Source organism: Nocardia transvalensis NBRC 15921 (assembly GCF_000308875.1).
In the GTDB taxonomy this organism is placed as follows: domain Bacteria; phylum Actinomycetota; class Actinomycetes; order Mycobacteriales; family Mycobacteriaceae; genus Nocardia; species Nocardia transvalensis.
The window spans coordinates 191,401-213,393 of the sequence record NZ_BAGL01000055.1; the positions used below are offsets into that span (position 1 = coordinate 191,401).

A 21,993-nucleotide genomic window follows, 5' to 3' on the forward strand; every position below is an offset into this window, starting at 1 on the left:
GCGATGGCCGGCGCAGAGACGACGGCCGCTCCGGGGAATCCGCTGCGCGACGAGCGCGACAAGCGGCTTCCCCGGATCGCGGGCCCGTGCAGCATGGTGATCTTCGGTGTCACCGGTGACCTGTCCCGTAAGAAGCTCATGCCGGCCATCTACGACCTCGCGAACCGGGGGCTGCTGCCGCCCGGTTTCGCGCTGGTCGGGTTCGCGCGGCGGGACTACAAGGACGAGGACTTCGCCGAGGTCGTCCTGGAGGCGGTGAAGCAGCACGCCCGGACGCCGTTCCGGCAGGAGGTCTGGGACCAGCTCTCCGAGGGAATCCGCTTCGTGCAGGGCAGCTTCGAGGACGACGCCGCCTTCTCGCAACTCGCGACGACGTTGAAGCAACTCGACCACGACCGCGGCACCGGCGGCAATCACGCCTTCTACCTGTCGATTCCGCCGAACGCGTTTCCCCTTGTGCTGCAACAGCTTTCCCGCACGGGGCTGGCGCAGCCGCCGGAGCCTGGCGAGGGCCGGTCGAAGCCGTGGCGGCGGGTGGTGATCGAGAAGCCGTTCGGGCACGACCTGAAGAGCGCGAAGGAACTCAACGCCCTGGTCAACCAGGTGTTCCCCGAGGAGACGGTGTTCCGCATCGATCACTACCTCGGTAAGGAGACGGTGCAGAACCTGCTGGCGCTGCGGTTCGCGAACGAGATGTTCGAGCCGATCTGGAATTCCAACTTCGTCGACCACGTCCAGATCACGATGGCCGAGGACATCGGATTGGGCGGGCGCGCGGGCTATTACGACGGTATCGGGGCGGCACGCGACGTCATCCAGAACCACCTGTTGCAACTGCTGGCGCTGACCACGATGGAGGATCCGGTCAGCTTCCAGCCGCGGCAGCTGCAGATCGAGAAGATCAAGGTGCTGTCGGCCACGAAACTCGTGGAGCCGCTGGACCAGACCACCGCGCGCGGGCAGTACACGGCCGGCTGGCAGGGCAGCGAGAAGGTGGCGGGCCTGCTCCAGGAGGAGGGCTTCGACCCGAACTCGCGCACCGAGACCTACGCGGCCATCACGCTCAACGTCGACACCCGGCGGTGGGCGGGCGTGCCGTTCTTCCTGCGCACCGGAAAACGCCTGGGCCGCAGGGTGACCGAGATCGCCGTGGTGTTCAAGCGGGCCCCGCACCTGCCCTTCGATCAGACCATGACCGAGGAACTGGGGCAGAACGCGCTGGTCATCCGCGTGCAGCCGGACGAGGGCATCACGCTGCGCTTCGGGTCCAAGGTGCCCGGGTCGAGCATGGAAGTGCGCGACGTCAATATGGATTTCAGCTACGGCGAGTCGTTCACCGAGTCGTCGCCCGAGGCCTACGAGCGGCTGATCCTGGACATGTTCCTCGGTGAGCCGTCCCTGTTCCCGGTCAACGAGGAGGTCGAATTGTCCTGGCGCATCCTCGATCCCGTGCTCGAGCACTGGGCGGCCGACGGGCGGCCCGAATCCTACGAGGCCGGGACCTGGGGTCCCTGGTCGGCCGATTCGATGCTCGCCCGCACCGGGCGGGAATGGCGGCGGCCGTGATCGTCGACATGCCCGCGACCAGCACCCGCGACGTCGCCAAGCGGCTGGTGCAACTGGCGGAGAGCAACGGCGTCATCACCACCGGCCGGGTGCTCACCCTGGTGGTGTGCACGCTGGACAGTTCCGAGGCCGAGGGCGCCATCGACGCGGCCAACGACGCCAGCCGCGAACATCCCTGCCGCGTCATCGTTCTCGCGCGCGGTGACCGTTTCTCGGAGACGAAGCTGGACGCCCAGATCCGCGTCGGCGGCGACGCGGGCGCGTCCGAGGTGATCGTGCTGCGGCTCCAGGGCGAGCTGATCAGTCACGAGGACAGCGTGGTCATCCCGTTCCTGCTGCCGGACACTCCGGTGGTGGCGTGGTGGCCGCGCGGCGCCCCGGAGTACCCGTCGAAGGATTCGGTGGGGCGCTTGGCGATTCGCCGCATCACCGACGCCACCTTCGCCGCCGATCCGCAGAAGGCGATCAAGAAGCGGATGGTGTCCTACGCGCCCGGCAACACCGATCTGGCGTGGAGCCGGATCACGTCCTGGCGGGCGCTGCTGGCCGCCGCGCTCGACGAACCGCCGTACGAGCCGGTGGAGTCGGTGACCGTGTCGGGGCTGTACGAGGAGCCGGCGCTGGACGTGCTGGCGGGCTGGCTGGCGGCCCGGCTGAAATGCCCGGTCCGGCGGCGGGTCGGCGAGTTGAAGGTCGAGTTGCACCGGCCGACGGTGTCGATCGCGATCACCCGTCCGCAGACCGGCCGCACCGCGACCCTCTCACGCACCGGGGAACCGGACCAGCGCTTCGCCCTCGCGCGCCGGGAGACCAAGGACTGTCTCGTCGAGGAACTGCGGCGGCTGGACGACGACGAGACCTATGCCGAGGCGCTGGCGGGTATCGACAAGGTGACCTACGAGTGACGTCTCGTGAGTTGGCAACCGAAAGGGCTGGGTATGAGTGAACGCGCTGTCGAAGTCTTCGCCGGCACGGACGACCTGGTGGCGGCGGCCGCCGCACGGTTCGTCGCGGTCGTCACCGAGGCGCAGGCGCAGCGCGGGTCGGCCTCCGTCGTGATCACCGGCGGCGGCACCGGCATCGGCCTGCTGGAGGTCGTCCGCAAGGCGCCGGGCGATATCGACTGGTCCCGGCTGGACGTGTTCTGGGGCGACGAGAGGTTCGTTCCCGCAGGCGATCCCGAGCGCAACGAATTGCAGGCCCGGCAGGCGCTGCTGGACCACGTGCCGGTGGACCCCGCGCGGGTGCACCCGGTGGCGGCCTCCGACGGCGAGTACCCGGACCCGGTCGAGGCGGCCGCGGAGTACTCCGCGGCGGTGCACGCCCACCTCGCCGAGCACGGTTCCTTCGACCTGCACCTGCTCGGCATGGGCGGCGAGGGTCACGTGAACTCCCTGTTCCCCGACACCGACGCCGTACGCGAGGAACACGAACTCGTTGTGGCCGTGACGAATTCGCCCAAGCCCCCGCCGGTCCGCGTCACCCTCACCCTGCCCGCTGTCCGCCGTGCTCGCCACGTAGTCCTCGTCGTGGGCGGCGCCGCCAAATCCGAAGCCGTAGCCGCCGTCGTCTCGGGCGCCTCCCCCGTCGATATCCCCGCCGCCGGCGCCGAGGGCACCGAATCCACCACCCTCCTCCTCGACGAGCCCGCCGCCGCCGACCTCCCCCGCTGACCTCCCCGGCGGTCGATAGGGTGGTGGGATGCCGCTTGTCGAGGTGACCTATGCCCCGCACGTCTCCGAGGGGATGCTGCGGGACCTGGGAGATCGGCTTCCGCACCTGGTGTCGGTGGCCGTGGAGTGTCCCGAGGAGCCGTACGACGGGGATCTGCGGGCCGGGGATGTGGAGGTTCGATTCCGGGCGCTCGGGCCGTTCGATCGCAGCGGGCTGGACGTGGTGATCGAGGTGCGGTCGAAGTGGTTCGCCAGTCGAGCGGACAACCGGCAGGAGCGCGTCGAGGGACTGCACCGGGATATCGAAAAGGCCACGGGGCTGGAGAATTTCGGCGTTTATCTGTCGCTTCCGGTCGCCGCGTGGGAGCAGAGCGAATAGTGGACGAGACGATCAGGACGCTGCGGTCGGTGCGGTACTTCCTTCCCGACGCGGTGCCGCGCGAGGAGGTCGAGCGGATTGTCGATGCCGCCCGCTGGACCGGGTCCGCGCGCAACCGCCAGCCGTGGCGCTTCGTGGCCGTGACCGATGCGGGTGTGCGCGCGGAGCTGTCCCGGCTGGGGAACTTCGCCCTCCATCTCGCGAGCGCGCCGCTGGTGCTGGTCCTGCTGTCGCAGGACAACGGGTTCGCCGATACCGAATTCGATATGGGCCGTGTCGCCCAGTCCCTGTGCCTCGCCGCCCACGACCGCGGTCTCGGCACCTGCCTGACCACCTTCCACCCCGACGACAACGTGCAGCGCGCCGCGAACCTGCTGGCCGCTCCCCCGGGCTGGCTTCCCCGCCACGCCGTCGCGGCGGGCTATCCGGATCCGAACCGCCACGCCGCACCGACAGCCATTCCTCGCGGCCGCCTACCGGTCACCGACCTTCTGACCTGGGTGTAGCTCGAGGGCCTCGAGGTGGGTGGTGAGGAAGGTGTTCACCGCCTCCGTCGCCTCCAGCTGGACCAGATGGCCTGCGCCGGGGACCTTTTCGACGGCGCGGAGGCCGGGGACGTGGGCGCGGAGGGTGGCGAGGGGGTCGCGGCCGCTGAAACCCTCCATATCCGGATCGTTCTCGCCGTAGAGGAAGTAGGTGGGGACGGAGACCGTGGTCGGGAGATCGGCGGTCAGCTCCCAGTTGCGGTCGAGGGCGCGGTACCAGGTAAGGCCGCCGGTGAAACCGGTGCGTTCGAATTCCGTTGCCAGGGTGTCGAATTCGGCCTCGCTCAGCCAGCTCCACGGCAGGTCGGGCGCCTGCGGGAGGACATCGAGGTAGCCCAGTCCGGGCGGGTTCTTCCAGGTGTCGAGGTAGTGGTAGTCGCCGCTGAGCGAGTAGTAGACGCGGGCCAGGAACTCGCGCGGTCGGGCCGCGAGTTCGGCATCCGCCACACCGGGCGTCTGGAAGTAGGCCAGGTGCAGGAAGTGCCGCTCGGCGGCCTTCACCCAGAACGCCGACGGCGGCTTCGGCGGGCGCGGCGCGAACGGGTTGTTCAGGACCACGACCGCCGCCACCCGCTCCGGCGCGCGCAACGCCAGCTCCCACACCAGCTGCGCGCCGAAATCCAGGCCGACGAAGACCGCGCGCTCGGCGCCGATCTCGTCGAGCAGGCCGAGCAGATCGCCGATCACCGCGCGATTGGTATGCGCCTCCACCCCGTCCGGCGCCTCGGTCCGGCCGTATCCGCGCAGGTCCGGGGCGATGGCCCGGTAGCCCGCCGCGGCCACGGCCGCCAGCTGCCGATGCCAGACGAACCACCCGTGCGGGAAACCGTGACAGAAGACGACCGGATACCCCTCCCCCTGCTCGGCGACGTGCATCCGGACGCCGTTGGTCTCCACGAACCGATGTGTCGGCTCCACTTCGCCTCCCAAGGACTAGTGTGCAGTCGGCGTAGCCGTCCTCAGTCCGCGCACGGCCGGAGCGAATGCGGAGGTACGCCTAGAACGTGTTCTTGTTTCACGGTAGTGTCCCGGAGTCGTGAACGGAATACTCACCGGCCGGGTCGCCGTCGTCACCGGCGCCAGCCGCGGCATCGGCAAGGGCATCGCACTGGAGCTGGGCGCGGCGGGCGCGACCGTGTACGTCACGGGCCGCACCGCCACGCCGGGGAAGCTGCCGGGCACGATCACCGAGACCGCGGCGGAGATCGACGCGCTCGGCGGCGCCGGGGTGCCGTTCGCCTGCGACCATCGCGACGACGCCGCGGTCCTCGAACTGTTCGCGACGATCCGGGCCGATCAGGGCCGCCTCGACGTCCTGGTCAACAACGTCTACAACGCCCCGGCGTCGTCGCGCTGGCTGGGCAAGCCGTTCTGGGAGGTGCCGCCCGAGGCATGGGACGAGAGCTTCGACATCGGCGTGCGATCCCATTACGTGGCAAGCCATTTCGCGGCGCCGCTGCTGATGGAGTCCCGCGGGCTCATCGTCAGCGTCTCCTCCCCGGGCGCGGAGCACTACACCCACAACGCCACCTACGGCGTCGCGAAGGCGGCCGTCGACCGCCTCACCGCCGACATGGCCCACGATCTCGCCGAAACCGGCGTCACCGCGGTCTCGATCTGGCCGGGCATCGTGAATACCGAACTGCTGCAACTGGTTCCGCCCGGCCCCGACGGCCGCCGCCTGATCACCCTGCCCGGCGAGGGCACCTTCGATCTGAACGACGCCGAGACTCCCCGCTTCCCGGGCCGGGCCGTGGTGGCCCTGGCCGCCGACGACGATCGCCGCGCCCGCACGGGAAAGGCGTGGCGCGTAGCGGATCTGGCCGACGCCTACGGTTTCACCGACATCGACGGACGCGTCCCGCGGGTCGGCTGACCCTCCGAGCGTCTACGGTCCGACACGCTCGAACCTCTTGCGTCCGGTATATCGTAAGTTATATCTTCGAAAGATGAATCCACGGCGGTTCGCCGAATTCGGCGGATTCGGCCCCGGACCGGGAAGGTTCTTCGGTCCCGGGGAGCTTCGCCTCGCCCTGCTCGCCCTGCTGGACGAGCAGCCCGGCCACGGGTACGACCTCATGTCGCGCCTGGAGGATCGCTGCGGCGGGGCGTACCGTCCCAGCGCCGGGGCGGTCTATCCGACGTTGCAGCAACTCGAGGACGAGGGGCTCGCCACCGTCGAAACCGACAGCGGCAGAAAGGTCTTCCACCTCTCCGCCGCCGGCCGCGACGAGATTCGCGAGCACGAGGCACAGCTCGAACGCATCTGGGCGCGGGCCACGCGACGCGGCGAATGGGGCATGTTCCGCGACCCCGACGCCGCCGAGATCCTCGGTCCCGCACTGCGTTTGTTCAAGACCGCCGCCGCCACCATCGCCCATGCGCACGGCGACCCGACGGTCGTCGAGCAGGTGCGCGACATCATCGTCGCCGCCACCCGAGAGATCGAGGACGTCGACGCCGACGCGCCTCGGCACCCCCGCCGGCGACGCCGCCGGCCCCGCGAGTGAACACCGTTCCGGTTCCGAACGATCCGAGGTATTCCCATGACACCGAATCCGCAATCGTCCTCGCCTCGCACCGACACCCGCCAGACCGCATCGCCACCGCCCGCCCGCGGCCCCCGGGGCCTGCGCGCCATGATCATGGATCGGTTCCTCGCCGCCGGCACCATCGTGGAGACCGAGCCGATCGCCGCCCGGATGAAGCGGGTGCGCATCGGCGGCCCCGCCCTCGAGCGCCTGGACTACACGCCCGGACAACAGGTTCGGCTCCTCACCGGGATCGACGGCCGCATGGGTGACCCGCGCACGTATTCCGTCTGGCAGGCCGACCGGGCCGCCGGCTTCCTCGACCTGTGCGTGATGGACCACGGCGACGGGCCCGGTTCGCGCTGGGGCCGGGCCGCCGAGGCGGGCCAGGAGGCCCGGTTCCGGGGCCCCACAGGCACATTCACCCTGCGCGAGGGCGCGCCCTACCATCTGTTCGCCGGGGAGGAGACGGCCGCGGTCGCCTTCGGCGCGATGCTGCGCGCGGTGCCGGAGGGCACCCCGGTCTACGGCGCCGTCGAAACCGCCACCGAGGCGGACCGCTTGCCGCTCCCCCGCGCCGACGAGCTGTCCCACCCGCTGCGCGGCGACGCGTCGGCGGCCGCCTCGGAGATCCTGCTGGCCGCCGTCCGCGCACTCGACCTGCCCGACGCCCCGGGCATCGCGTACCTCGGCGGCGAGGCGCGGACGATCCAGCTGATCCGCAAGCACCTGGTCCAGGACCGGGGCTGGCCGCGCCGCGCGGTGCTGACCAAGCCGTTCTGGACCCCTGGAAAGCGCGGGCTCGAGTAGCGGCTCGCCCGGCGGTTACGCTGCTGCCATGACCGCCGACGAGTTGTTCCTGGAGCCGACCATCGGCAAACCCGCCGACAAGATCGGGTACTTCGCGACCCGGGCGGGTTTCGACCGGTTCGCCGCCGCGTATCGCGACGGCCTCGCGACCCTGCCCGTCCCGGACGAGACAGCCGCGGCGACAACCACATTCGGTCCCGTGCGCGGCTACCGGTTCGGTGACGGCGACGGGATCCCGCTCGTGCTGCTGTCGGGCAGGCAGGCGTCCACACCGATGTGGCGGGCGAATCTACCGGGCCTGGTCCCCGGCCGCACGGTGTGGTCGATCGACAGCATCGGCGAACCGGGGGCGAGCAGCCAGCACCGCCCCCTCACCGGCGCGGCGGATCAGGCGGCATGGGTGGACGAGGCGCTCGCCGGGCTCGGGATCGAGCGGGCGCACCTGTTCGGCGTCAGCATCGGCGGCTGGCTGGCCACCCAGGTCGCGATCCACCGGCCCGGCCGCGCGGCCTCGGTGACACTGCTCGATCCGGCGAACACCTTCGCGCCCCTGACCTGGAAGATGATCGTCGTCTCGCTGGGCAGCGTGATCCCGGGCCTGCCGATGGCGGTCCGGCACCGGTTGCTCGGCTGGATCTCCGGCGGCGCCCGCAGCGACGACTCCGTGCCGGAGGGCCGCCTGATCGCCTCGGCCATGCGGGATTTCAGCTCCGCGCAGCCGGCGCCCGCGCGGCCCACCGAGGCCGAACTCGCGGCCATCGACCTCCCGGTCCTCGCGATCATCGCCGGTCGCAGCATCGTGCACGACGCCGAGCGGGCCGCCGCGGCCGCCCGCCGGATCCCCGGCGCCCGGGTCGAACTCTGGCCGGACGCCTCCCACGCCGTCAACGGCGAGTTCCCGGACCGGATCGCCGAGCGCTTCACCGAATTCGCCGCGGGCATCGATTAGCGCCGGGGCTCAGGCGATCTCGAGAAACCGCTGCACCGAGCGCGACGGCGCGGGTTTGGTGCGCCAGATCAGGTAGATGCGCGACGGCGGTACATCCGCCACATCGACATAGGCGACACCCGGATGCGGGGCGCGGGTGCGCGCGAGTTCGGGGACGCCGCCGATCCCCCGGCCCGCCGCCACCAGCTCGATCCATTCGTCGAAATTCGTGCAGGCGACGACCTCGCGCGCGGGATCCGGTTCCGCCCAGGAGGTTTCGTCGATGGTCCCCGATACGGTGTTGACCACCAAGGGGTATCCCGCCAGATCCTGCCAGCGCAGGCCGGTCGCCCGTGCCAGCGGCGACGAGATGGACACCGCCAGCACCCGGCGCTCGGTGCCGATCGTGCGCGCCGCCATCGTCTTCGGCAGCCGGATGTCCTTGCGGTACAGCGCGATATCGATGGATCCGGAGGCCAGGGCGGCGATCGGGTCGTCGACGCGGTGGATCTCGACGTGGCCGCCGACGGATTCGAAACGCGTCCGCGCCGCGGCGAACCAGGCGTCGGGCAGCAGCCACGCGAATCCCACCGCCACCCCGGACCGCAATTGCAGATCGGCGACCACCCCGTCCAGGTCGGCGAGGATGCGGCGGGCGTGGGCCAGGAATTCCTCGCCCTCCCCGGTCAGGTCGAACCGGCGCGGCGTGCGGTCGACCAGGCGGCAGTCGAGAATGCGCTCCAACTGCTGGATCGTGCGGGTCAGCGACGGTTGTGCCAGGTGCAGCCGGTGCGCGGCGCGGGTGTAGTTCCGCTCCTCGCACAGCGCGGCGAACGCCCGCAGATGCCGCAGCTCCAGATCCATACGTCCAGCGTATACATGGTGCGCAGAAAGCATTTCACCGGATGGAGCGCGAATCCTATCGTCGATACGGTGACCATCGCAGCACCTCGACAGCAGAGCCTGGCCCCCGCGCTGGCGGCGGCGGCCGGACTCGCGGCCGCCATGGGGATCGGCCGCTTCGCCTATACGCCGCTCATGCCGGTGATGATCGATGCCGGACGGCTCGACGCGCACGCGGGCGCGATCGTCGCCGCGGCCAACTACGCGGGGTACCTCGTGGGGGCGGTGGTGCTGGCGCGGCGTCCGGAATGGAACGGCCGCAACACCTTCCGGTCGGCGGCGGGCGTTCTCGTGGCGAGCGAGCTGCTCATGGCCTGGCCCGCGCCGGTCGCGGCGCCGGTGATCCTACGGTTCCTCGCCGGGGCCGCCAGCGCGGTGGTGTTCATCGGCTGCGCGGGGATCGCGGCGCGGCACGAGAATCGCCGGCGGGCGGCCGGGATCGCGTTCTCGGGCGTCGGGTGCGGGATCGCGCTCACCGGGCTGCTGGCGCTGGCGGCCCGGCCGGTGGTGTCGTGGCAGGTGATGTGGCTGGGCGCGGCCGCGCTCACCGCGCTGCTGCTGGCGCCGGCGCTGCGGCTCGATATCGTCGCGGGCGTTCGCGCCGCGGCCACGGCGGCCCGCTCGGGGCGCGCCTGGCGGGCGTTGCGCGTCTCGTATTTCCTGGAGGGGCTCGGCTATATCGTCATCGGGACGTTTCTGGTGGCGGCGGTGGGGACGCCGGGGCACGAGTCGCTGGGGACGGCGGTGTGGGTGGTCGTCGGCGTGGCGGGCGCTCCCGCGACCGTGCTGTGGGGCGTCGCCGCGCGGCGCTGGTCGCCGGTGACCGCGCTCACGGTCGCGCTGCTCCTGCAAGTGGTGTCGGCGCTGCTGCCGGTCTTCTCGACGGGTGTGGTCCCGGCGATCGCGTCGGCGGCGCTGTTCGGTGCGACGTTCATGGGGATCACGATGCTGGCCATCGAGATCGGCGGCGATATCGCCGGACCGGCGGCCGCGGCGACACTCACGGCCGGGTACGGATTCGGTCAGATGCTGGGCCCGGTGCTCGTCGCACCGGTGCTGGGGTCGAGTTATGCGGCGGCGTTCGGTATCGCCGCCGCGGTACTGGCGGCCGCCGCCGTGGCGATGCTGCCGGTCAGGCGAATTTGATCTCGAAGCCGATGCCGATGATGGAGATCAGCCAGACGACGCCGAGGAAGATGGTGATGCGGTCGAGATTCTTCTCCACCACGGTCGAACCCGACAGGCTCGACTGCACACCGCCGCCGAACAGGCTGGACAGGCCTCCGCCCTTCGCGCGATGCAGCAGCACCAGCAGCACCAGCAGGATGCTGGTGATGATCAGGAGGATATCCAGGAACATGCGCATGGCCGACAGTTTATGCGGTCGCCACCGGAGCTCGCGCACAGGCCGTCGATGATCAACTTCGGCGCCATCCGCGCACCGGTTGCACGGCCACCAGATGCCGGGTGCGGGCCTCGCCCACGACGAACTCCTCGATGCGCTGTTCGGCGAGCCGGTCCTGGGCGGTGAGCCGCACCTGGTGCTGGCGGATGTGCTCCTGCCAGGATCGCACCACGAACGCCTCCACATAGCGGTCGGCGACGCCGACGTCCCGGTAGAGCCGCCATTCCATCGCGCCCGTGCGCTGACGAGACCGGCCGACCCGGGCCATCGCGGCGGTGAAGTCGGCGGCCGTGTCGTCCGGGACGTGGTACGTGACGAGAATGAGAACCGGGCCGTCGTCGGGGTCGGGCTGAAAATCCAGCACCGGCTCCGGCCAGTACGACGCCGGCGTGGTATCGATCGTGGTGACCTTGATCGGGAGTACGACCGTGCTGATCGCGCACAGCGCCAGCAGGGCCGTCGCCGCGAGCAGCGCGGTCACCGTGCCGAACGCCCCGGCGACCAGGCCCCACGCCAGCGAGCCGAGCGCCTGCCCGCCCATGAACACCAGCTGATACACCGACATGCCGCGCGCCCGCACCCAGGACGACAGCAGCAGCTGCATGGTCGCGTTCAGGGTCGACATCGAGTTCATCCACGCGAATCCGCCGAGGACCAGGCACAGCAGCACGATCGGCAGGCTGGAGACGACGGCCGCGGCCAGGGTCGCGACGCCGAACAGCACCGACGCCACGGCGAGCAGCCGCGTCGGGCTGAGCACGCGGCGCAGGCGCGACAGCTGGGTCGCGCCGAGCACCGCGCCCACGCCCAGCGCGCCGAGCAGCAGACCGTATCCGGAGGAGCCGAGACCCAGCCGCGCGTGCGCGACCACCGGCAGCAGCGCCCACAGCGCGCTGCCCGGCGCGATGAACAGCAGCGACCGCAACAGGACCCGCCGTATCGCGGGCGCGGCGCGGATGAAGCGCAGCCCGGCCGCCAGCGCGGCGATCGGCCGCTCGGCGGGCAGGTCCTGCTCGTCGGACGGGCGGCGCCACCAGATCAGCACCGCCACGATTCCGGCGAACGACGCGGCGTTCAGCCCGAACACCAGCGTCGGCCCCGCCAGCGACACCAGCGCTCCCGCGATCGCCGGGCCCACCGCGCGGCCGACGTTGAAACCCATGCTGCCCAGCGCCGCCGCGGCGGGAATCTGGTTGCGCGGCACCAGTTCCGGCTGAATCGCCTGCCAGGCGGGGGCGGTGAGCGCCTGGCCGACACCGAGGATGAACAGCAGTGTCAGCAGCAGCGGCGGGGTGATGTGGCCGGTCGAGGTCACGATCGCCAGCACCGCCGCGGTGACCGCCATCGCCGTCTGCGCGCCGAGCAGCAGCCGGCGCCGATCGACGAGATCGGCCAGCACGCCCGAGGGCACCGCCAGCAGCATCACCGGCAGCGTCGTCGCCGTCTGCACCAGCGACACCAGCGTGGCCGCGTTCGGCTCGCCGACCAGCAGCCACTGCGCGCCGACCGTCTGCATCCAGGTCCCCAGATTCGACACCAGCTGGGCGATCCAGAGCGCACGGAAGATCCGCGACGCCAGCGGCGACCAGGTCGACACCGGCAGTTCGGTGCTGGAGGTGATCACAAACCGCCAGCTTAACGTTGTGGGAATCCCCCTTCGCCGACCTCGGTGGGCCAGATCACGAATCACCCACTATTGACAATGATTGTCATTAGCTTAAAGTGATCACATGCGTTCGCTCCGGGTGGGGATACATTTCGCCGCAATACTCTTCGCCGCCTCTGCCACGGAATGCCCTGCGCCGCAGTCACGCTCGCGGGCCGATCGGTTCGTGTCATCGATGCCGGGGAGCTGAGGGGCCTCGATCCGCCACTGGGACAGCGCAAGCCGTCATTCGACCGAGGAAACGACATGAATCCCACGCTGCACATCCTGACCCGCACGGATCTGGCCGACGTCGACATCTCGCCCGGCGAGGTCATCGCGCTCGTCGAGGACGGTTATCGGGCCTTCGCCCAGGGTGATTCGCGGTGTCCGACCAAGCTGATGATGCCGATACCGGTCGAGGAGCGGGACGCGGTGTCGTACTCCATGCTGGGCTACGACGGATCGCTGCAGCAGGTCGGCTTCAAGACCTCCTACCGGCAGGGCAACGACAGCGCCGAGAAGTACTACACGACAATCGGTTTGTACGACGACGCCACGGGACTGCCGTTCGCGTACATGGATTGCCAGCGCGTCGGCGCGTCCCGCACCCCGGCGACCACCGCCCTCATCGCCAAGTACTGCGCCCGGCCGGACGCGACCAGCGCGCTGATGATCGGCACCGGCGTCCAGGGCCGTAATACGCTGCCGTACCTGCTCAGCGTGCTGCCCGGTCTGCGGGAGTTGCGGCTGTTCGGCACCCATCCCGACGGCATCGCCGAGACGAAGGCCACGCTCTCGCGGTACTTCCCGGACCGGGACCTCGACCTGGTCGACGACGTTCCGGCCGCGGTGGCCGACTCCGATATCGTCGTCGCCGCCTCGGGCCGCGCGGCCCATCCGAAGGTGCAGACGGCCTGGCTGAAACCCGGCGGACTGCTGATCTCGGTCGCCAGCAAGGGCGTCGAGAGCGGGGCCCTGCGCGACGCCGACTACGCGATCGCCACCAGCACAGGACAATTGGGCGTCACCGGGACACGCCTGGCAGGGCCGGACGGCAAGGTGACGATCCATGCCGAACTCCCCGAGATCGTCGCCGGCCGCGCACCCGGACGCCGCGACCCGCGGGACCGCGTATTCGCCTTCTCGAGCGGCATGGTGATCACCGATATCCCGGTCGCGCACGCGCTCGCCACCCGTGCCGTGGCGGCCGGGCGGGGACAGCAGGTGTCGCTGTGGTCGTGAATACCATCGCGCTGCCCGCCCTGGAAAAGCCTTGGGCACAGGAGGTCCGGACGGATCCGCGGCTGCTGTTCGATATCGCGCACGCCGTCGGCGGGCCGTTCCACGTCGTGTATCCCGAGCAGTTCGCCGACAATCTGCGCGCGTTTCAAGCGGTGCTCGACGGACGCGGGCTGCACGGGCAGGTGTATTTCGGCAAGAAGGCGAACAAGGCCGGATGCTGGCTGCCGCGGGTCGCCGAACTCGGCGGCGCGGTGGATGTCGCCAGCGCGCCGGAGCTGGTCCACGCACTCGCCCACGGCATCCGGGGCCGCGATATCGGGGTCACCGGCGCCGCCAAGAGCGAGGAACTGCTCTGGCTGGCGGTCCGGCACGAATGCCTGATCGCCGTCGACGCGCTCGACGAACTGGACCGGATCGCCGCACTCGCCCGCGCCGACGGGCCCGCTCGCATCCTGCTGCGGGTCCTGCCGCCGGGCGCGCCGCACAGCCGTTTCGGCCTGTCCCCCGGCGATCTGCACCAGGCCCTGATCCGCTGTGCGACGCTGCGCGACCACCTCGACATGACGGGATTCTCCTTCCACCTGGACGGCTACGCCGTCGCTCCCCGCGCCCAATTATGCTGGGGGATGGTCGAATTCGTCGCCAAGGCGCGCGCGGCGGGCCTCGCGGCGCGGGCCATATCCCTGGGCGGCGGGTTCGCGTGCCGCTATCTCGCCGACGAGGACTGGGAAGCGTTCACCCGGGACCGCACCGCCGACTGGTTCCACGCCGGGAAGACATTCGACAAGTTCTATCCGTACGCCCAGGGCCCGACCGGTGCGGCCATGCTCGACGCCGTCCTGGCCACCGAGTTCGACGGGGTCCCGCTGGCCCGGCAGCTGCGCGACAACGACATCCGGCTGTTCCTGGAGCCCGGCCGGTCGCTGCTCATCGACGCCGGATTCAGTGTCTTCCCGGTCCAGGGGTTCAAGCGCAACGACGACCACGGCATCACCACGGTCGGGGGCCTGAGCATGAGCGTGTCCGAGCAGTGGAAGGGCAGCGAATTCCTGCCCGATCCGATTCTGCTGCCGCGCAATCCCGCACCGGAATCGCGGCCGATCGCCTCGTGTGTGGGCGGGGCCAGCTGCATGGAGTACGACGTGCTCACCTGGCGCAAGATCCGGTTCCCGCAGCCGCCCGCGGCCGGTGACCTGCTGATCTATCCGAACACCGCCGGCTACCAGATGGACAAGAACGAGAGCGAGTTCCATCAGCTGCCGCTGCCGCCGAAGGTCGTGGTCACGCGGGCGGACGGGCGGTGGCAGTGGAGTCTCGACCGATGACCGCCACGCTCGCGCGCCGCCGCGGGCGCATCGTGCGCCGCGCCTCCGAGCTGATCGGGCGCACGCCGCTGTTCGAGCTGACCCGCACGGGCACCGGTACCCGGCTGCTGCTGAAACTCGAGCAGTTCAACCCCACCGGGTCGGCCAAGGTGCGCATGGCGAGGGAGATGGTGCTGCACGCGGAGCGCGCCGGGCTGCTGCGGCCCGGCGGCCACATCGTCGAGCCGACCTCGGGCAATACCGGGACCGGGCTGGCGCTCGTCGCGCTCGAACGCGGCTATACGTTCACCGCCGTGGTCGACGGTCACGCCGCCCGCGACAAACTCCGGGCGATGAGGGCCCTGGGTGCGCGGCTGGTGTTCGTCGACGGCGGCGACGGCGGGCCGAGTACGGTCGCGCGGCGGCGCAAGGCCGCCGAGATCGCCGCGGCCACCGGCGCGTACTGGCCCGACCAACACAACAACCCGGGCAACGGCGCCGGTTACCGGGATCTGGCCGCTGAACTGCGCGCCGATCTGGATACCGATGTCGACTGGCTGATCGGCGCGGTCGGCACCGGCGGCTCGCTGTGCGGGACGGTCGGCGAATTACGCCGCCACGGCTCGCGAGTGCGCACGATCGGCGTCGAACCCGCCGGATCCATCATCTTCGGCGGGGCCGGGAGTCCGTACTGGCAGAGCGGCGCGGGCAGCCCGGCCGGATTCGAGGTGGGACGCAATGTCGACTACCGCCACATCGACGAGGGCTGCAAGGTGGCCGATGCCGACGCGTTCGCCACCGCGCGCGTCGTGGCCCGGCGCACCGGGCTGCTGCTCGGCGGAACCGCCGGGGCCGCCATTCATACCGCCCTGCACCGGCTGCTGCGCGTTCCGCGCGGGGGCACCGTGGTGGTGCTGGCGTGCGACGCCGGGGAGAAGTATCTGGATTCGGTCTACGACGACGCCTGGCTGCTGGAGCGCGGCCTGCTCGATCATCTCGCGCACCAGCGCATCGCGCGCCTGCTCGCCGCCTACGACGATTCGGTCGGCCTCGCCGCGACCGACCTGGAACGCACCGGAACATGAGGACGCACATGACGATTCGCTGGGCCGGCCATCGCGCCATCCTGGCCGCGGCCGGGCCGATCATCGGCATCCAGCTCGCCCAGATCGCCTTGACCACAGTCGATCTCGCCATGATGGGGTTGATCGGGGTCGCCGCCGTAGCGGCCGGTGGTCTGGCTTTGCTGCTGTACAACCAGATTCGGACAATGTGCGTCGGAATGGTCACGGGCATCGGCAATATGGTGTCGGGCGCGGTCGGGCAGGCCGAGAAGCGCGGCGGCGGTGACGAACTCGACGCGACCGCGCGCGCCGAGATCCGCGGTTACGTGCGGGCCGGGCTGGCCGTCGCGACGCTGGTCTCGCTGGCGGGCGGGGCGATCCTGATCGGGATCGGGTATCTGCTCGGCGTGCTGGGCCAGCGCCCGGAGGTGGTGTCGGCGGCGCGCTCGATCATCTGGACGCTCGCGCCCGGGCTCGTGCCCATGCTGTGGCTGAACGTGTTGCGGCAGTTCGCGGTCGGCATGCGCCGGGCGGGATCGCTGATGCGGGTGACGATCCTGTCGATCGGCGTCAACGCCCTCCTCGACGCCGCGTTCATCTACGGCTGGGCGGGTCTGCCACGGCTGGGGCTGGCGGGTATCGGGCTGGCCACCACCCTCGTCCAGCTGTGGACCTGCGGCGTCTACCTGAACTCCGTGCGGCGGGACCCGCTGCTGGGCGGGCTGCTGTCGCTGCGGGCCTGGCGGGCCGACGCCGCGACGGTGCGCGGGATCGTCACGATGGGCACCCCGATTTCGCTCACCTACGGTTCGGAGGCCGCGATCACCTCCGTCGCGACCCTGATGATGGGCGGATTCGGGCCGGTGCCCCTGGCGGCGAGCAATATCGTGAACAACCTCGCCCAGATCGTCTACCAGTTCACTATCGGCCTGTCCCAGGGCTCCTCGATTCTGGTGAGCCGCGTGGTCGGGCGTGGCGACCGCGGGGCCGCGCGCGGGATCGCCCGGCGCACGTTCACCCTCGCCTTCACCTTCATGACCGTCGTCGGCCTGGTGTACATCGCCGCACCGGACGCGGTGCTCGCCCCGTTCCTGCGCGACCGGCACGACGACGCCGCGGTCGCCGCCGCGGCCGCGACCCTGCTCTGGTTCGCCATCGTCCACCAGTACTGCAAGGGCGCCCAGAATCTCTGTATCGGCCTGCTGCGCGGACTCGGGAACACCAAGGCGGGTATGCAGAACACTCTCATCGGCTACTTCGCCGTCGGCATCCCGGCCATGGCCCTCTTCGGCTACGCCCTGTCCTGGCACGGCCCGGGTGTCTGGCTGGGCCTGTGCCTCGGCTTCGCCACCACCGCGGCCCTCGCCTACCGCACCTTCCACCGGGAATCGACGATCCCCCTACCAGCGACTGTGCATCCGAACCCCGCCTCCACCAAGTGAATTCGCCCGCCCGGGCCATCCGTCACCCGGGACGTGCCCGGCACGATCCTCGATCCCGGCGCGCTCGGCACGTTCGGTCCCTATGGCGGGCGCGGCCGCCGGTAGGATCGCGGCATGTCGGCGACGCTGCGTCTCGTTCCGGTCCTGGCCGTGCTCGGACTGGCGGTCGCCTGTTCCTCCGGCGGCGACGAGGCGCCCGGCCCCACGCCGATGGGACGCACCTTCGTATCGACCAAGGTGGAGGGCACCCCGATCCCGGGCGGCGGCCCACTCCAGCTCAGCTTCGCGGACGGGCGGGTATCGGCCAACTCGGGCTGTAATACCGGCAGCGGCCCGGTGTCGTTCGACGGTGACGTGCTGCGGGTGACGGGCATGGCGACCACGCTGATGGCCTGTCCGGACGGCCGCGCCGGGGCCGACGGCTGGCAGACCGAACTGTTGCAGTCGGGCCCTCGGTGGACCCTCGACGCCGATACGCTGACGGTCACCTCCGACGATGCCACCGTCACCCTGCTCGACAAGAAGGTCGCTCAGCCCGACCGGCCGCTGACCGGCACCGACTGGGTGGTCACCGCGCTGCTGCGGCCCGAGGGCCAGGTGCGGTCGGCGACGCTCGAGGAGGTCCAGCCGACCCTCACCCTCGCCCCCGACGGCAAGGTGACCGGCAGCGCCGGATGCAACCGGATGACGGGCAGCGCCGAGATCGCCGGCGGCGACGTCACCTTCCACGACATCGCCACCACCCGGATGGCCTGCCCGCCCGAGGTCATGGAGGTCGAGCAACAGGTCCTCGAGGCGCTGGACGGCAAGACCACCACCACGATCGACGCCGACACACTCACACTGCGCAATTCGGGCAACAATACGGGGCTGGTTCTCCGGGCACGGTGAGTACGGCCATCATGGGTGAGATGAGCAACGAACGGGAAGCGGACCTGGATCGGCGGCTGCGCGCGACGGTGACGGCGGCGCAGCCCGGAACCCGCTGCGCCCCGGACGAACCCGTCCAGAAGGGTTATCCGTATACGGCGGCCGACTGCCTCGAGTACTTCGACGCGCAGGCGACCAGCCGGCACCTCGATCTCGCCGCGCGCAGGCTGACCGCGGCCGGTCGCGGGTACTACAGCATCGGCTCGGCCGGGCACGAGGGCGACGTCGCGGTGTCGGCCGCGCTGCGCGTCTCGGATCCCGCACTGCTGCACTATCGTTCGGGCGCGTTCTTCGTTCATCGCAGCCGCCGGGTGCCCGACGCGGATCCGGTGCGCGACGTCCTGCTGGGCGTCGTCGCCGCGGCCTCGGACCCGATTTCCGGTGGGCGGCACAAGGTTTTCGGCAGTAAGCCCGCCGCGGTCATTCCGATGACCTCCACCATCGCCTCGCACGTGCCGCGCGCGGTGGGGCTGGCGTTCGCGCTGGACCGCGCCGGACGGCTCGGCCGGTTCACGGAGTGGCCGTCGGATGCGGTGGTGCTGTGCAGTTTCGGCGATGCCTCCGCCAACCATTCCACCGCCGCCGGGGCGATCAATGCCGCGATACACACCGCGCACCAGCGGATCCCGATGCCGGTGCTGTTCGTGTGCGAGGACAACGGCATCGGTATCAGCGTCCCCACCCCGCCGGAGTGGATCGAGCACGCGTACGGCTCCCGGCCGGGCATGCGGTATTTCAGCGCGGACGGCTGCAATCTCCTCCAGGCGCTGTCGGTCGCGGAGCTGGCGGTGGAGTGGGTGCGCGAGCAGCGCGAGCCGGCGTTTCTGCGGCTGCGCACGGTGCGGCTGCTGGGTCACGCCGGATCCGATGTCGAGACGTCCTACCGCCGGGCCGCCGACGTCTCCGGCGATCTCGCGCGCGACCCGCTCACCGCGACCGCCCGCCTCCTGGTCACCGCCGGCGTCGCCGACGCCGCCGAGGTGCTCGCCCGCTACGACGCCATCGGCGACCACGTCGCCGAGGTCGCCGAGAGTGTCGCGCACGAACCGAAACTCACCTCGCCCGCCGCCGTGACCGCGCCCCTGGCCCCCGCCCGGCCCGACCGGGTGCGCGCCGATGTGCGGCGCACCGGCCATCTCCCCGACGGTCTACCCGAAACGGGAATCCCCGCGACCGTTCGCACGACGGATCGGATGAGCACCACGGCCGCCGTCACAGGCTCGGTGCCCGCGGCCGAGACGCACGGCTCACCCGGGCCCGGTATCACGCAGAACACGGGCGCGGTGCCGATCGCCGACGAGGCATCCGGTCGCGACGGCGTCGCCACACCGGCCGATTCGGGGAACGAAGCCGAGGCGAGTCCGGCGACGCTGGCGCAGGCGATCAACCGGACGCTGTCGGAGTTGCTGGAGCGGGACGACGACGTTCTGGTGTTCGGCGAGGATGTCGGCCGCAAGGGCGGTGTCTACGGGGTCACGAAGGGATTGCAGCGAGTCCACGGGGCCCGCCGTGTCTTCGACACCTTGCTGGACGAGCAGAGCGTGCTCGGCACCGCCCTCGGCGCGGGGCTGGCCGGATTCGTGCCGATTCCGGAGATCCAATATCTCGCCTACCTGCACAATGCGCTCGACCAGATCCGAGGCGAGGCGGCCACGCTGCAGTTCTTCGCGACCGGGCAGTACCGCAATCCGCTCGTCGCGCGGATCGCCGCCTACGCCTACCAGAAGGGGTTCGGCGGGCATTTCCACAACGACAATTCCGTTGCGGCACTGCGGGATATCCCCGGCGTGGTGGTCGCCTCCCCCGCCCGCGCCGACGACGCGGCCGCCATGCTGCGCACCTGCGTCTCCGCGGCGCGGGTGGACGGCCGGGTGTGCATCGTTCTCGAGCCGATCGCGCTGTACCACACCCGCGATCTGTACCGGCCCGGCGACGACGGCTGGCTGGCCCCGGTCACCGGAGAACCGGTGGATATCGGGCAGGCCCGAATCTACGGCGACGGAACCGATCTCACCATCGTCACCTTCGCCAACGGCGTGCCCATGAGCCTGCGCGCCGCGGAGCGGTTGTCCGAGCGGGGAATTCGCGCCCGCGTACTCGACCTACGCTGGCTCGCACCGCTGCCCGAGGACGACCTGCTACACCATGCCCGGGCCACCGGCCGCGTCCTGGTCGCCGACGAGACCCGGCGCTCGGGCGGCGTGTCCGAATCCGTCTGCGCCGCACTGCTCGACGCCGGATTCGACGGCCGCATCGCGCGCGTCACCAGCGCCGACAGTTTCGTCCCCCTCGGCCCGGCCACCGGTACCGTCCTGCTCGACGAGGCCGCGATCGTCACCGCGGCCGAGAAACTCGCCGAATTCTCCGTCAGCGGGTGACGACGCTGGTCGGCAGCGCGGCGAAGCCCCGGTTGTTCGAGGAGTGGATACGGCGCAGCCCGGCGGTATCGATGTCGTAATCGGCCACCCGCGCGGAGATCTCCTGGAGCGCGACGCGCAACTCCAGCAGGCCCAGGTTCGAGCCCAGGCAGTGGTGGCGGCCGCTGCCGAAGACCAGCGACGCCCCGGTGTCGCGGTCCAGGTCGAGGGTGTCGGGATTCGAGAAGACCTCGGCGTCGCGGTTGGCGGAACCGGTGAGCAGCAGCATGCGGGCCCCGGCGGGGATGCGCACGCCGTGCAACTCGATCTCCTCGGTCGTGGTCCGCAGGTTGGACTGGGTGGCGGGGTCGTAGCGCATCCCCTCGGCGATCCAGTCGTCGATGCGGCCGTCGAGGGCCTGGCGGCGTTGCGACGGGAACTCCCACGCCGCGTGCCAGAGGTTGCCCAGGGTCAGCATGGCCGTCTCGACACCGGCGCCGATCAGCAGGATCAGCACGCCCACGATCTCCTCGGGCGTCAGCCGATCGTCGTCGTCGGCCGCGTCGAGCAGCGCCGACAGCAGGTCGTCGCCGCGGTGGCGGCTGCGCTCCACCGTCAGCTCGGTGTAGTAGCCGACCAGGGCGCCGATCGCCTGCATGGCCTCCGGCCGCAGATCGGTCGACTCCTCGTCGGTGTACATGATCTCCATGCCCAGTTTGCGCAGCATGTCGCGGTCGGCGGCCGGGACGCCGACCAGTTCGGCGATCACCTCGGTCGGATACGGGCCCGCGAACTCGGCCACCAGGTCGAAGTCGCCGCGGGCCAGCATCGGCTCCAGCAGGCCGCGGGCGATCTCGCGTAGTCGCGGCTCCAGCGCCTGCACCCGGCGCGCGGTGAATGCCCGCGTGACCAGGCCGCGGACCCGGGTGTGCTTGGGCGGGTCCATCGCGACGAAGGAAAAGAACTGCTCGGCCTGCGGACCCCAGAAGGCGGGCTCCATGCGCAGCCCGTTCGCACTCGAGAATCGGTCCGAATCGCGCAGCGCCGCAAGGACATCCGCGTGCCGGGAGAGGGCCCAGAAATCGTCGGTCTCGTTGCGGAAGACCGGGGCGTGCGCGCGCAGCCGCTCGTAGTACGGATACGGGTCGGCGTGGACCTCGAAATCATAGGGGCTGTACTGCAATTGCATGGCAAGCCTTCCGGACGGTGCGACGGGTCGCTACCGGTTCTCACGCTGCGAGCTGACATGATCACAGTAGTCGAGAG

General features: G+C 70.6%; 21 protein-coding genes. 16 read left to right on the forward strand and 5 right to left on the reverse strand.

The window, feature by feature from the left end; genetic code table 11:
- Positions 1-3 precede the first annotated feature (3 nt).
- The 5 genes from zwf to ON41_RS17690 are packed head-to-tail and all read left to right on the forward strand — an operon-like array spanning position 4 to position 4,124.
- Complete coding sequence (zwf, locus tag ON41_RS17670) at positions 4-1,566, forward strand: glucose-6-phosphate dehydrogenase (protein ID WP_040748722.1); 1,563 nt, start codon at positions 4-6, stop codon at positions 1,564-1,566.
- Positions 1,563-2,471 (forward strand): glucose-6-phosphate dehydrogenase assembly protein OpcA, encoded by a 909-nt coding sequence (gene opcA, locus ON41_RS17675; protein ID WP_338088231.1) that lies wholly within the window; start codon positions 1,563-1,565, stop codon positions 2,469-2,471. The genes zwf and opcA overlap by 4 nt, the downstream gene beginning before the upstream one ends.
- Before the next feature lie 33 nt (positions 2,472-2,504).
- A complete protein-coding gene (gene pgl, locus ON41_RS17680) occupies positions 2,505-3,239 on the forward strand; it encodes a 6-phosphogluconolactonase (RefSeq protein ID WP_040748724.1) in 735 nt (244 codons plus the stop codon).
- A 28-nt stretch (positions 3,240-3,267) separates the two neighbouring features.
- The gene (locus tag ON41_RS17685) at positions 3,268-3,618 is read left to right on the forward strand and encodes a hypothetical protein (RefSeq protein WP_040748725.1); all 351 of its coding nucleotides are present in this window, start codon (positions 3,268-3,270) and stop codon (positions 3,616-3,618) included.
- Complete coding sequence (locus ON41_RS17690) at positions 3,618-4,124, forward strand: nitroreductase family protein (RefSeq protein ID WP_218003489.1); 507 nt, start codon at positions 3,618-3,620, stop codon at positions 4,122-4,124. The genes ON41_RS17685 and ON41_RS17690 overlap by 1 nt, the downstream gene beginning before the upstream one ends.
- On the opposite strand, the gene ON41_RS17695 is transcribed toward ON41_RS17690, so the two are convergent.
- Entirely contained in the window at positions 4,092-5,039 is a 948-nt protein-coding gene (locus tag ON41_RS17695; protein WP_051161810.1) for an alpha/beta fold hydrolase, read from the reverse strand. The two genes, ON41_RS17690 and ON41_RS17695, sit on opposite strands and share 33 nt — an antisense overlap.
- Positions 5,040-5,199: 160 nt before the next feature.
- Between ON41_RS17695 and ON41_RS17700 the strand changes: the two genes are divergently transcribed.
- The 4 genes from ON41_RS17700 to ON41_RS17715 all read left to right on the forward strand — a co-directional run bounded on the left by ON41_RS17700 (position 5,200) and on the right by ON41_RS17715 (position 8,453).
- On the forward strand, positions 5,200-6,039 hold the full coding sequence (locus ON41_RS17700; RefSeq protein WP_040748727.1) for an SDR family NAD(P)-dependent oxidoreductase: 840 nt from the start codon (positions 5,200-5,202) through the stop codon (positions 6,037-6,039).
- 73 nt (positions 6,040-6,112) lie between these two features.
- A complete protein-coding gene (locus ON41_RS39135) occupies positions 6,113-6,673 on the forward strand; it encodes a PadR family transcriptional regulator (protein ID WP_051161764.1) in 561 nt (186 codons plus the stop codon).
- A gap of 36 nt (positions 6,674-6,709) precedes the next feature.
- Entirely contained in the window at positions 6,710-7,504 is a 795-nt protein-coding gene (locus ON41_RS17710; protein ID WP_246461608.1) for a siderophore-interacting protein, read from the forward strand.
- A gap of 28 nt (positions 7,505-7,532) precedes the next feature.
- Positions 7,533-8,453, forward strand: coding sequence for an alpha/beta fold hydrolase (locus ON41_RS17715; RefSeq protein WP_051161766.1), 921 nt, complete (start codon positions 7,533-7,535; stop codon positions 8,451-8,453).
- 9 nt (positions 8,454-8,462) lie between these two features.
- On the opposite strand, the gene ON41_RS17720 is transcribed toward ON41_RS17715, so the two are convergent.
- Positions 8,463-9,296, reverse strand: a complete 834-nt coding sequence (locus ON41_RS17720) for a LysR family transcriptional regulator (RefSeq protein ID WP_040748728.1) — start codon at positions 9,294-9,296, stop codon at positions 8,463-8,465.
- Positions 9,297-9,365: 69 nt separating this feature from the next.
- Here ON41_RS17720 and ON41_RS17725 point away from each other — a divergent pair, with 69 nt between their 5' ends.
- Positions 9,366-10,481, forward strand: a complete 1,116-nt coding sequence (locus ON41_RS17725) for a YbfB/YjiJ family MFS transporter (protein WP_246829547.1) — start codon at positions 9,366-9,368, stop codon at positions 10,479-10,481.
- Here ON41_RS17725 and secG read toward each other — a convergent pair.
- Positions 10,468-10,701 carry a preprotein translocase subunit SecG gene (gene secG / locus ON41_RS17730; RefSeq protein WP_040748874.1) on the reverse strand — a complete coding sequence of 78 codons (234 nt, stop codon included), beginning with the start codon at positions 10,699-10,701 and terminating at the stop codon, positions 10,468-10,470. The two genes, ON41_RS17725 and secG, sit on opposite strands and share 14 nt — an antisense overlap.
- Before the next feature lie 52 nt (positions 10,702-10,753).
- Complete coding sequence (locus ON41_RS17735; RefSeq protein WP_040748875.1) at positions 10,754-12,361, reverse strand: MFS transporter; 1,608 nt, start codon at positions 12,359-12,361, stop codon at positions 10,754-10,756.
- A 291-nt stretch (positions 12,362-12,652) separates the two neighbouring features.
- Between ON41_RS17735 and ON41_RS17740 the strand changes: the two genes are divergently transcribed.
- The 6 genes from ON41_RS17740 (at position 12,653) to ON41_RS40345 (ending at position 20,748) form a co-directional block, all read left to right on the forward strand.
- The gene (locus ON41_RS17740; protein ID WP_040748729.1) at positions 12,653-13,630 is read left to right on the forward strand and encodes an ornithine cyclodeaminase; all 978 of its coding nucleotides are present in this window, start codon (positions 12,653-12,655) and stop codon (positions 13,628-13,630) included.
- Positions 13,627-14,955: an alanine racemase gene (locus ON41_RS17745; protein ID WP_246829549.1), complete on the forward strand. Its 1,329-nt coding sequence runs from the start codon at positions 13,627-13,629 to the stop codon at positions 14,953-14,955. The genes ON41_RS17740 and ON41_RS17745 overlap by 4 nt, the downstream gene beginning before the upstream one ends.
- Complete coding sequence (locus ON41_RS17750) at positions 14,952-16,019, forward strand: PLP-dependent cysteine synthase family protein (RefSeq protein ID WP_040748731.1); 1,068 nt, start codon at positions 14,952-14,954, stop codon at positions 16,017-16,019. Before ON41_RS17745 ends, ON41_RS17750 begins: the two co-directional genes overlap by 4 nt.
- An 8-nt stretch (positions 16,020-16,027) precedes the next feature.
- Positions 16,028-17,440, forward strand: a complete 1,413-nt coding sequence (locus ON41_RS17755) for an MATE family efflux transporter (RefSeq protein WP_063709892.1) — start codon at positions 16,028-16,030, stop codon at positions 17,438-17,440.
- A 114-nt stretch (positions 17,441-17,554) separates the two neighbouring features.
- Complete coding sequence (locus ON41_RS17760) at positions 17,555-18,331, forward strand: META domain-containing protein (RefSeq protein ID WP_040748733.1); 777 nt, start codon at positions 17,555-17,557, stop codon at positions 18,329-18,331.
- Positions 18,332-18,351: 20 nt separating this feature from the next.
- Positions 18,352-20,748, forward strand: coding sequence for a thiamine pyrophosphate-dependent enzyme (locus ON41_RS40345; protein ID WP_040748876.1), 2,397 nt, complete (start codon positions 18,352-18,354; stop codon positions 20,746-20,748).
- Here ON41_RS40345 and ON41_RS17770 read toward each other — a convergent pair.
- On the reverse strand, positions 20,738-21,916 hold the full coding sequence (locus ON41_RS17770; RefSeq protein WP_040748734.1) for a cytochrome P450: 1,179 nt from the start codon (positions 21,914-21,916) through the stop codon (positions 20,738-20,740). The two genes, ON41_RS40345 and ON41_RS17770, sit on opposite strands and share 11 nt — an antisense overlap.
- Positions 21,917-21,993 lie beyond the last annotated feature (77 nt).

Bases quoted from the DNA above. Each gene is read 5' to 3' on its own strand.
- pgl (WP_040748724.1), top strand. From the start codon at position 2,505: ATGAGTGAACGCGCTGTCGAAGTCTTCGCCGGCACGGACGACCTGGTG.
- ON41_RS40345 (WP_040748876.1), top strand. From the start codon at position 18,352: ATGAGCAACGAACGGGAAGCGGACCTGGATCGGCGGCTGCGCGCGACG.
- ON41_RS17695 (WP_051161810.1), bottom strand. From the start codon at position 5,039: ATGCACGTCGCCGAGCAGGGGGAGGGGTATCCGGTCGTCTTCTGTCAC.
- secG (WP_040748874.1), bottom strand. From the start codon at position 10,701: ATGCGCATGTTCCTGGATATCCTCCTGATCATCACCAGCATCCTGCTG.
- ON41_RS17770 (WP_040748734.1), bottom strand. From the start codon at position 21,916: ATGCAATTGCAGTACAGCCCCTATGATTTCGAGGTCCACGCCGACCCG.
- ON41_RS17750 (WP_040748731.1), top strand. From the start codon at position 14,952: ATGACCGCCACGCTCGCGCGCCGCCGCGGGCGCATCGTGCGCCGCGCC.
- ON41_RS17715 (WP_051161766.1), top strand. From the start codon at position 7,533: ATGACCGCCGACGAGTTGTTCCTGGAGCCGACCATCGGCAAACCCGCC.
- ON41_RS17760 (WP_040748733.1), top strand. From the start codon at position 17,555: ATGTCGGCGACGCTGCGTCTCGTTCCGGTCCTGGCCGTGCTCGGACTG.
- ON41_RS17740 (WP_040748729.1), top strand. From the start codon at position 12,653: ATGAATCCCACGCTGCACATCCTGACCCGCACGGATCTGGCCGACGTC.
- zwf (WP_040748722.1), top strand. From the start codon at position 4: ATGGCCGGCGCAGAGACGACGGCCGCTCCGGGGAATCCGCTGCGCGAC.
- ON41_RS17710 (WP_246461608.1), top strand. From the start codon at position 6,710: ATGACACCGAATCCGCAATCGTCCTCGCCTCGCACCGACACCCGCCAG.
- ON41_RS17685 (WP_040748725.1), top strand. From the start codon at position 3,268: ATGCCGCTTGTCGAGGTGACCTATGCCCCGCACGTCTCCGAGGGGATG.
- ON41_RS17720 (WP_040748728.1), bottom strand. From the start codon at position 9,296: ATGGATCTGGAGCTGCGGCATCTGCGGGCGTTCGCCGCGCTGTGCGAG.
- ON41_RS39135 (WP_051161764.1), top strand. From the start codon at position 6,113: ATGAATCCACGGCGGTTCGCCGAATTCGGCGGATTCGGCCCCGGACCG.
- ON41_RS17755 (WP_063709892.1), top strand. From the start codon at position 16,028: ATGACGATTCGCTGGGCCGGCCATCGCGCCATCCTGGCCGCGGCCGGG.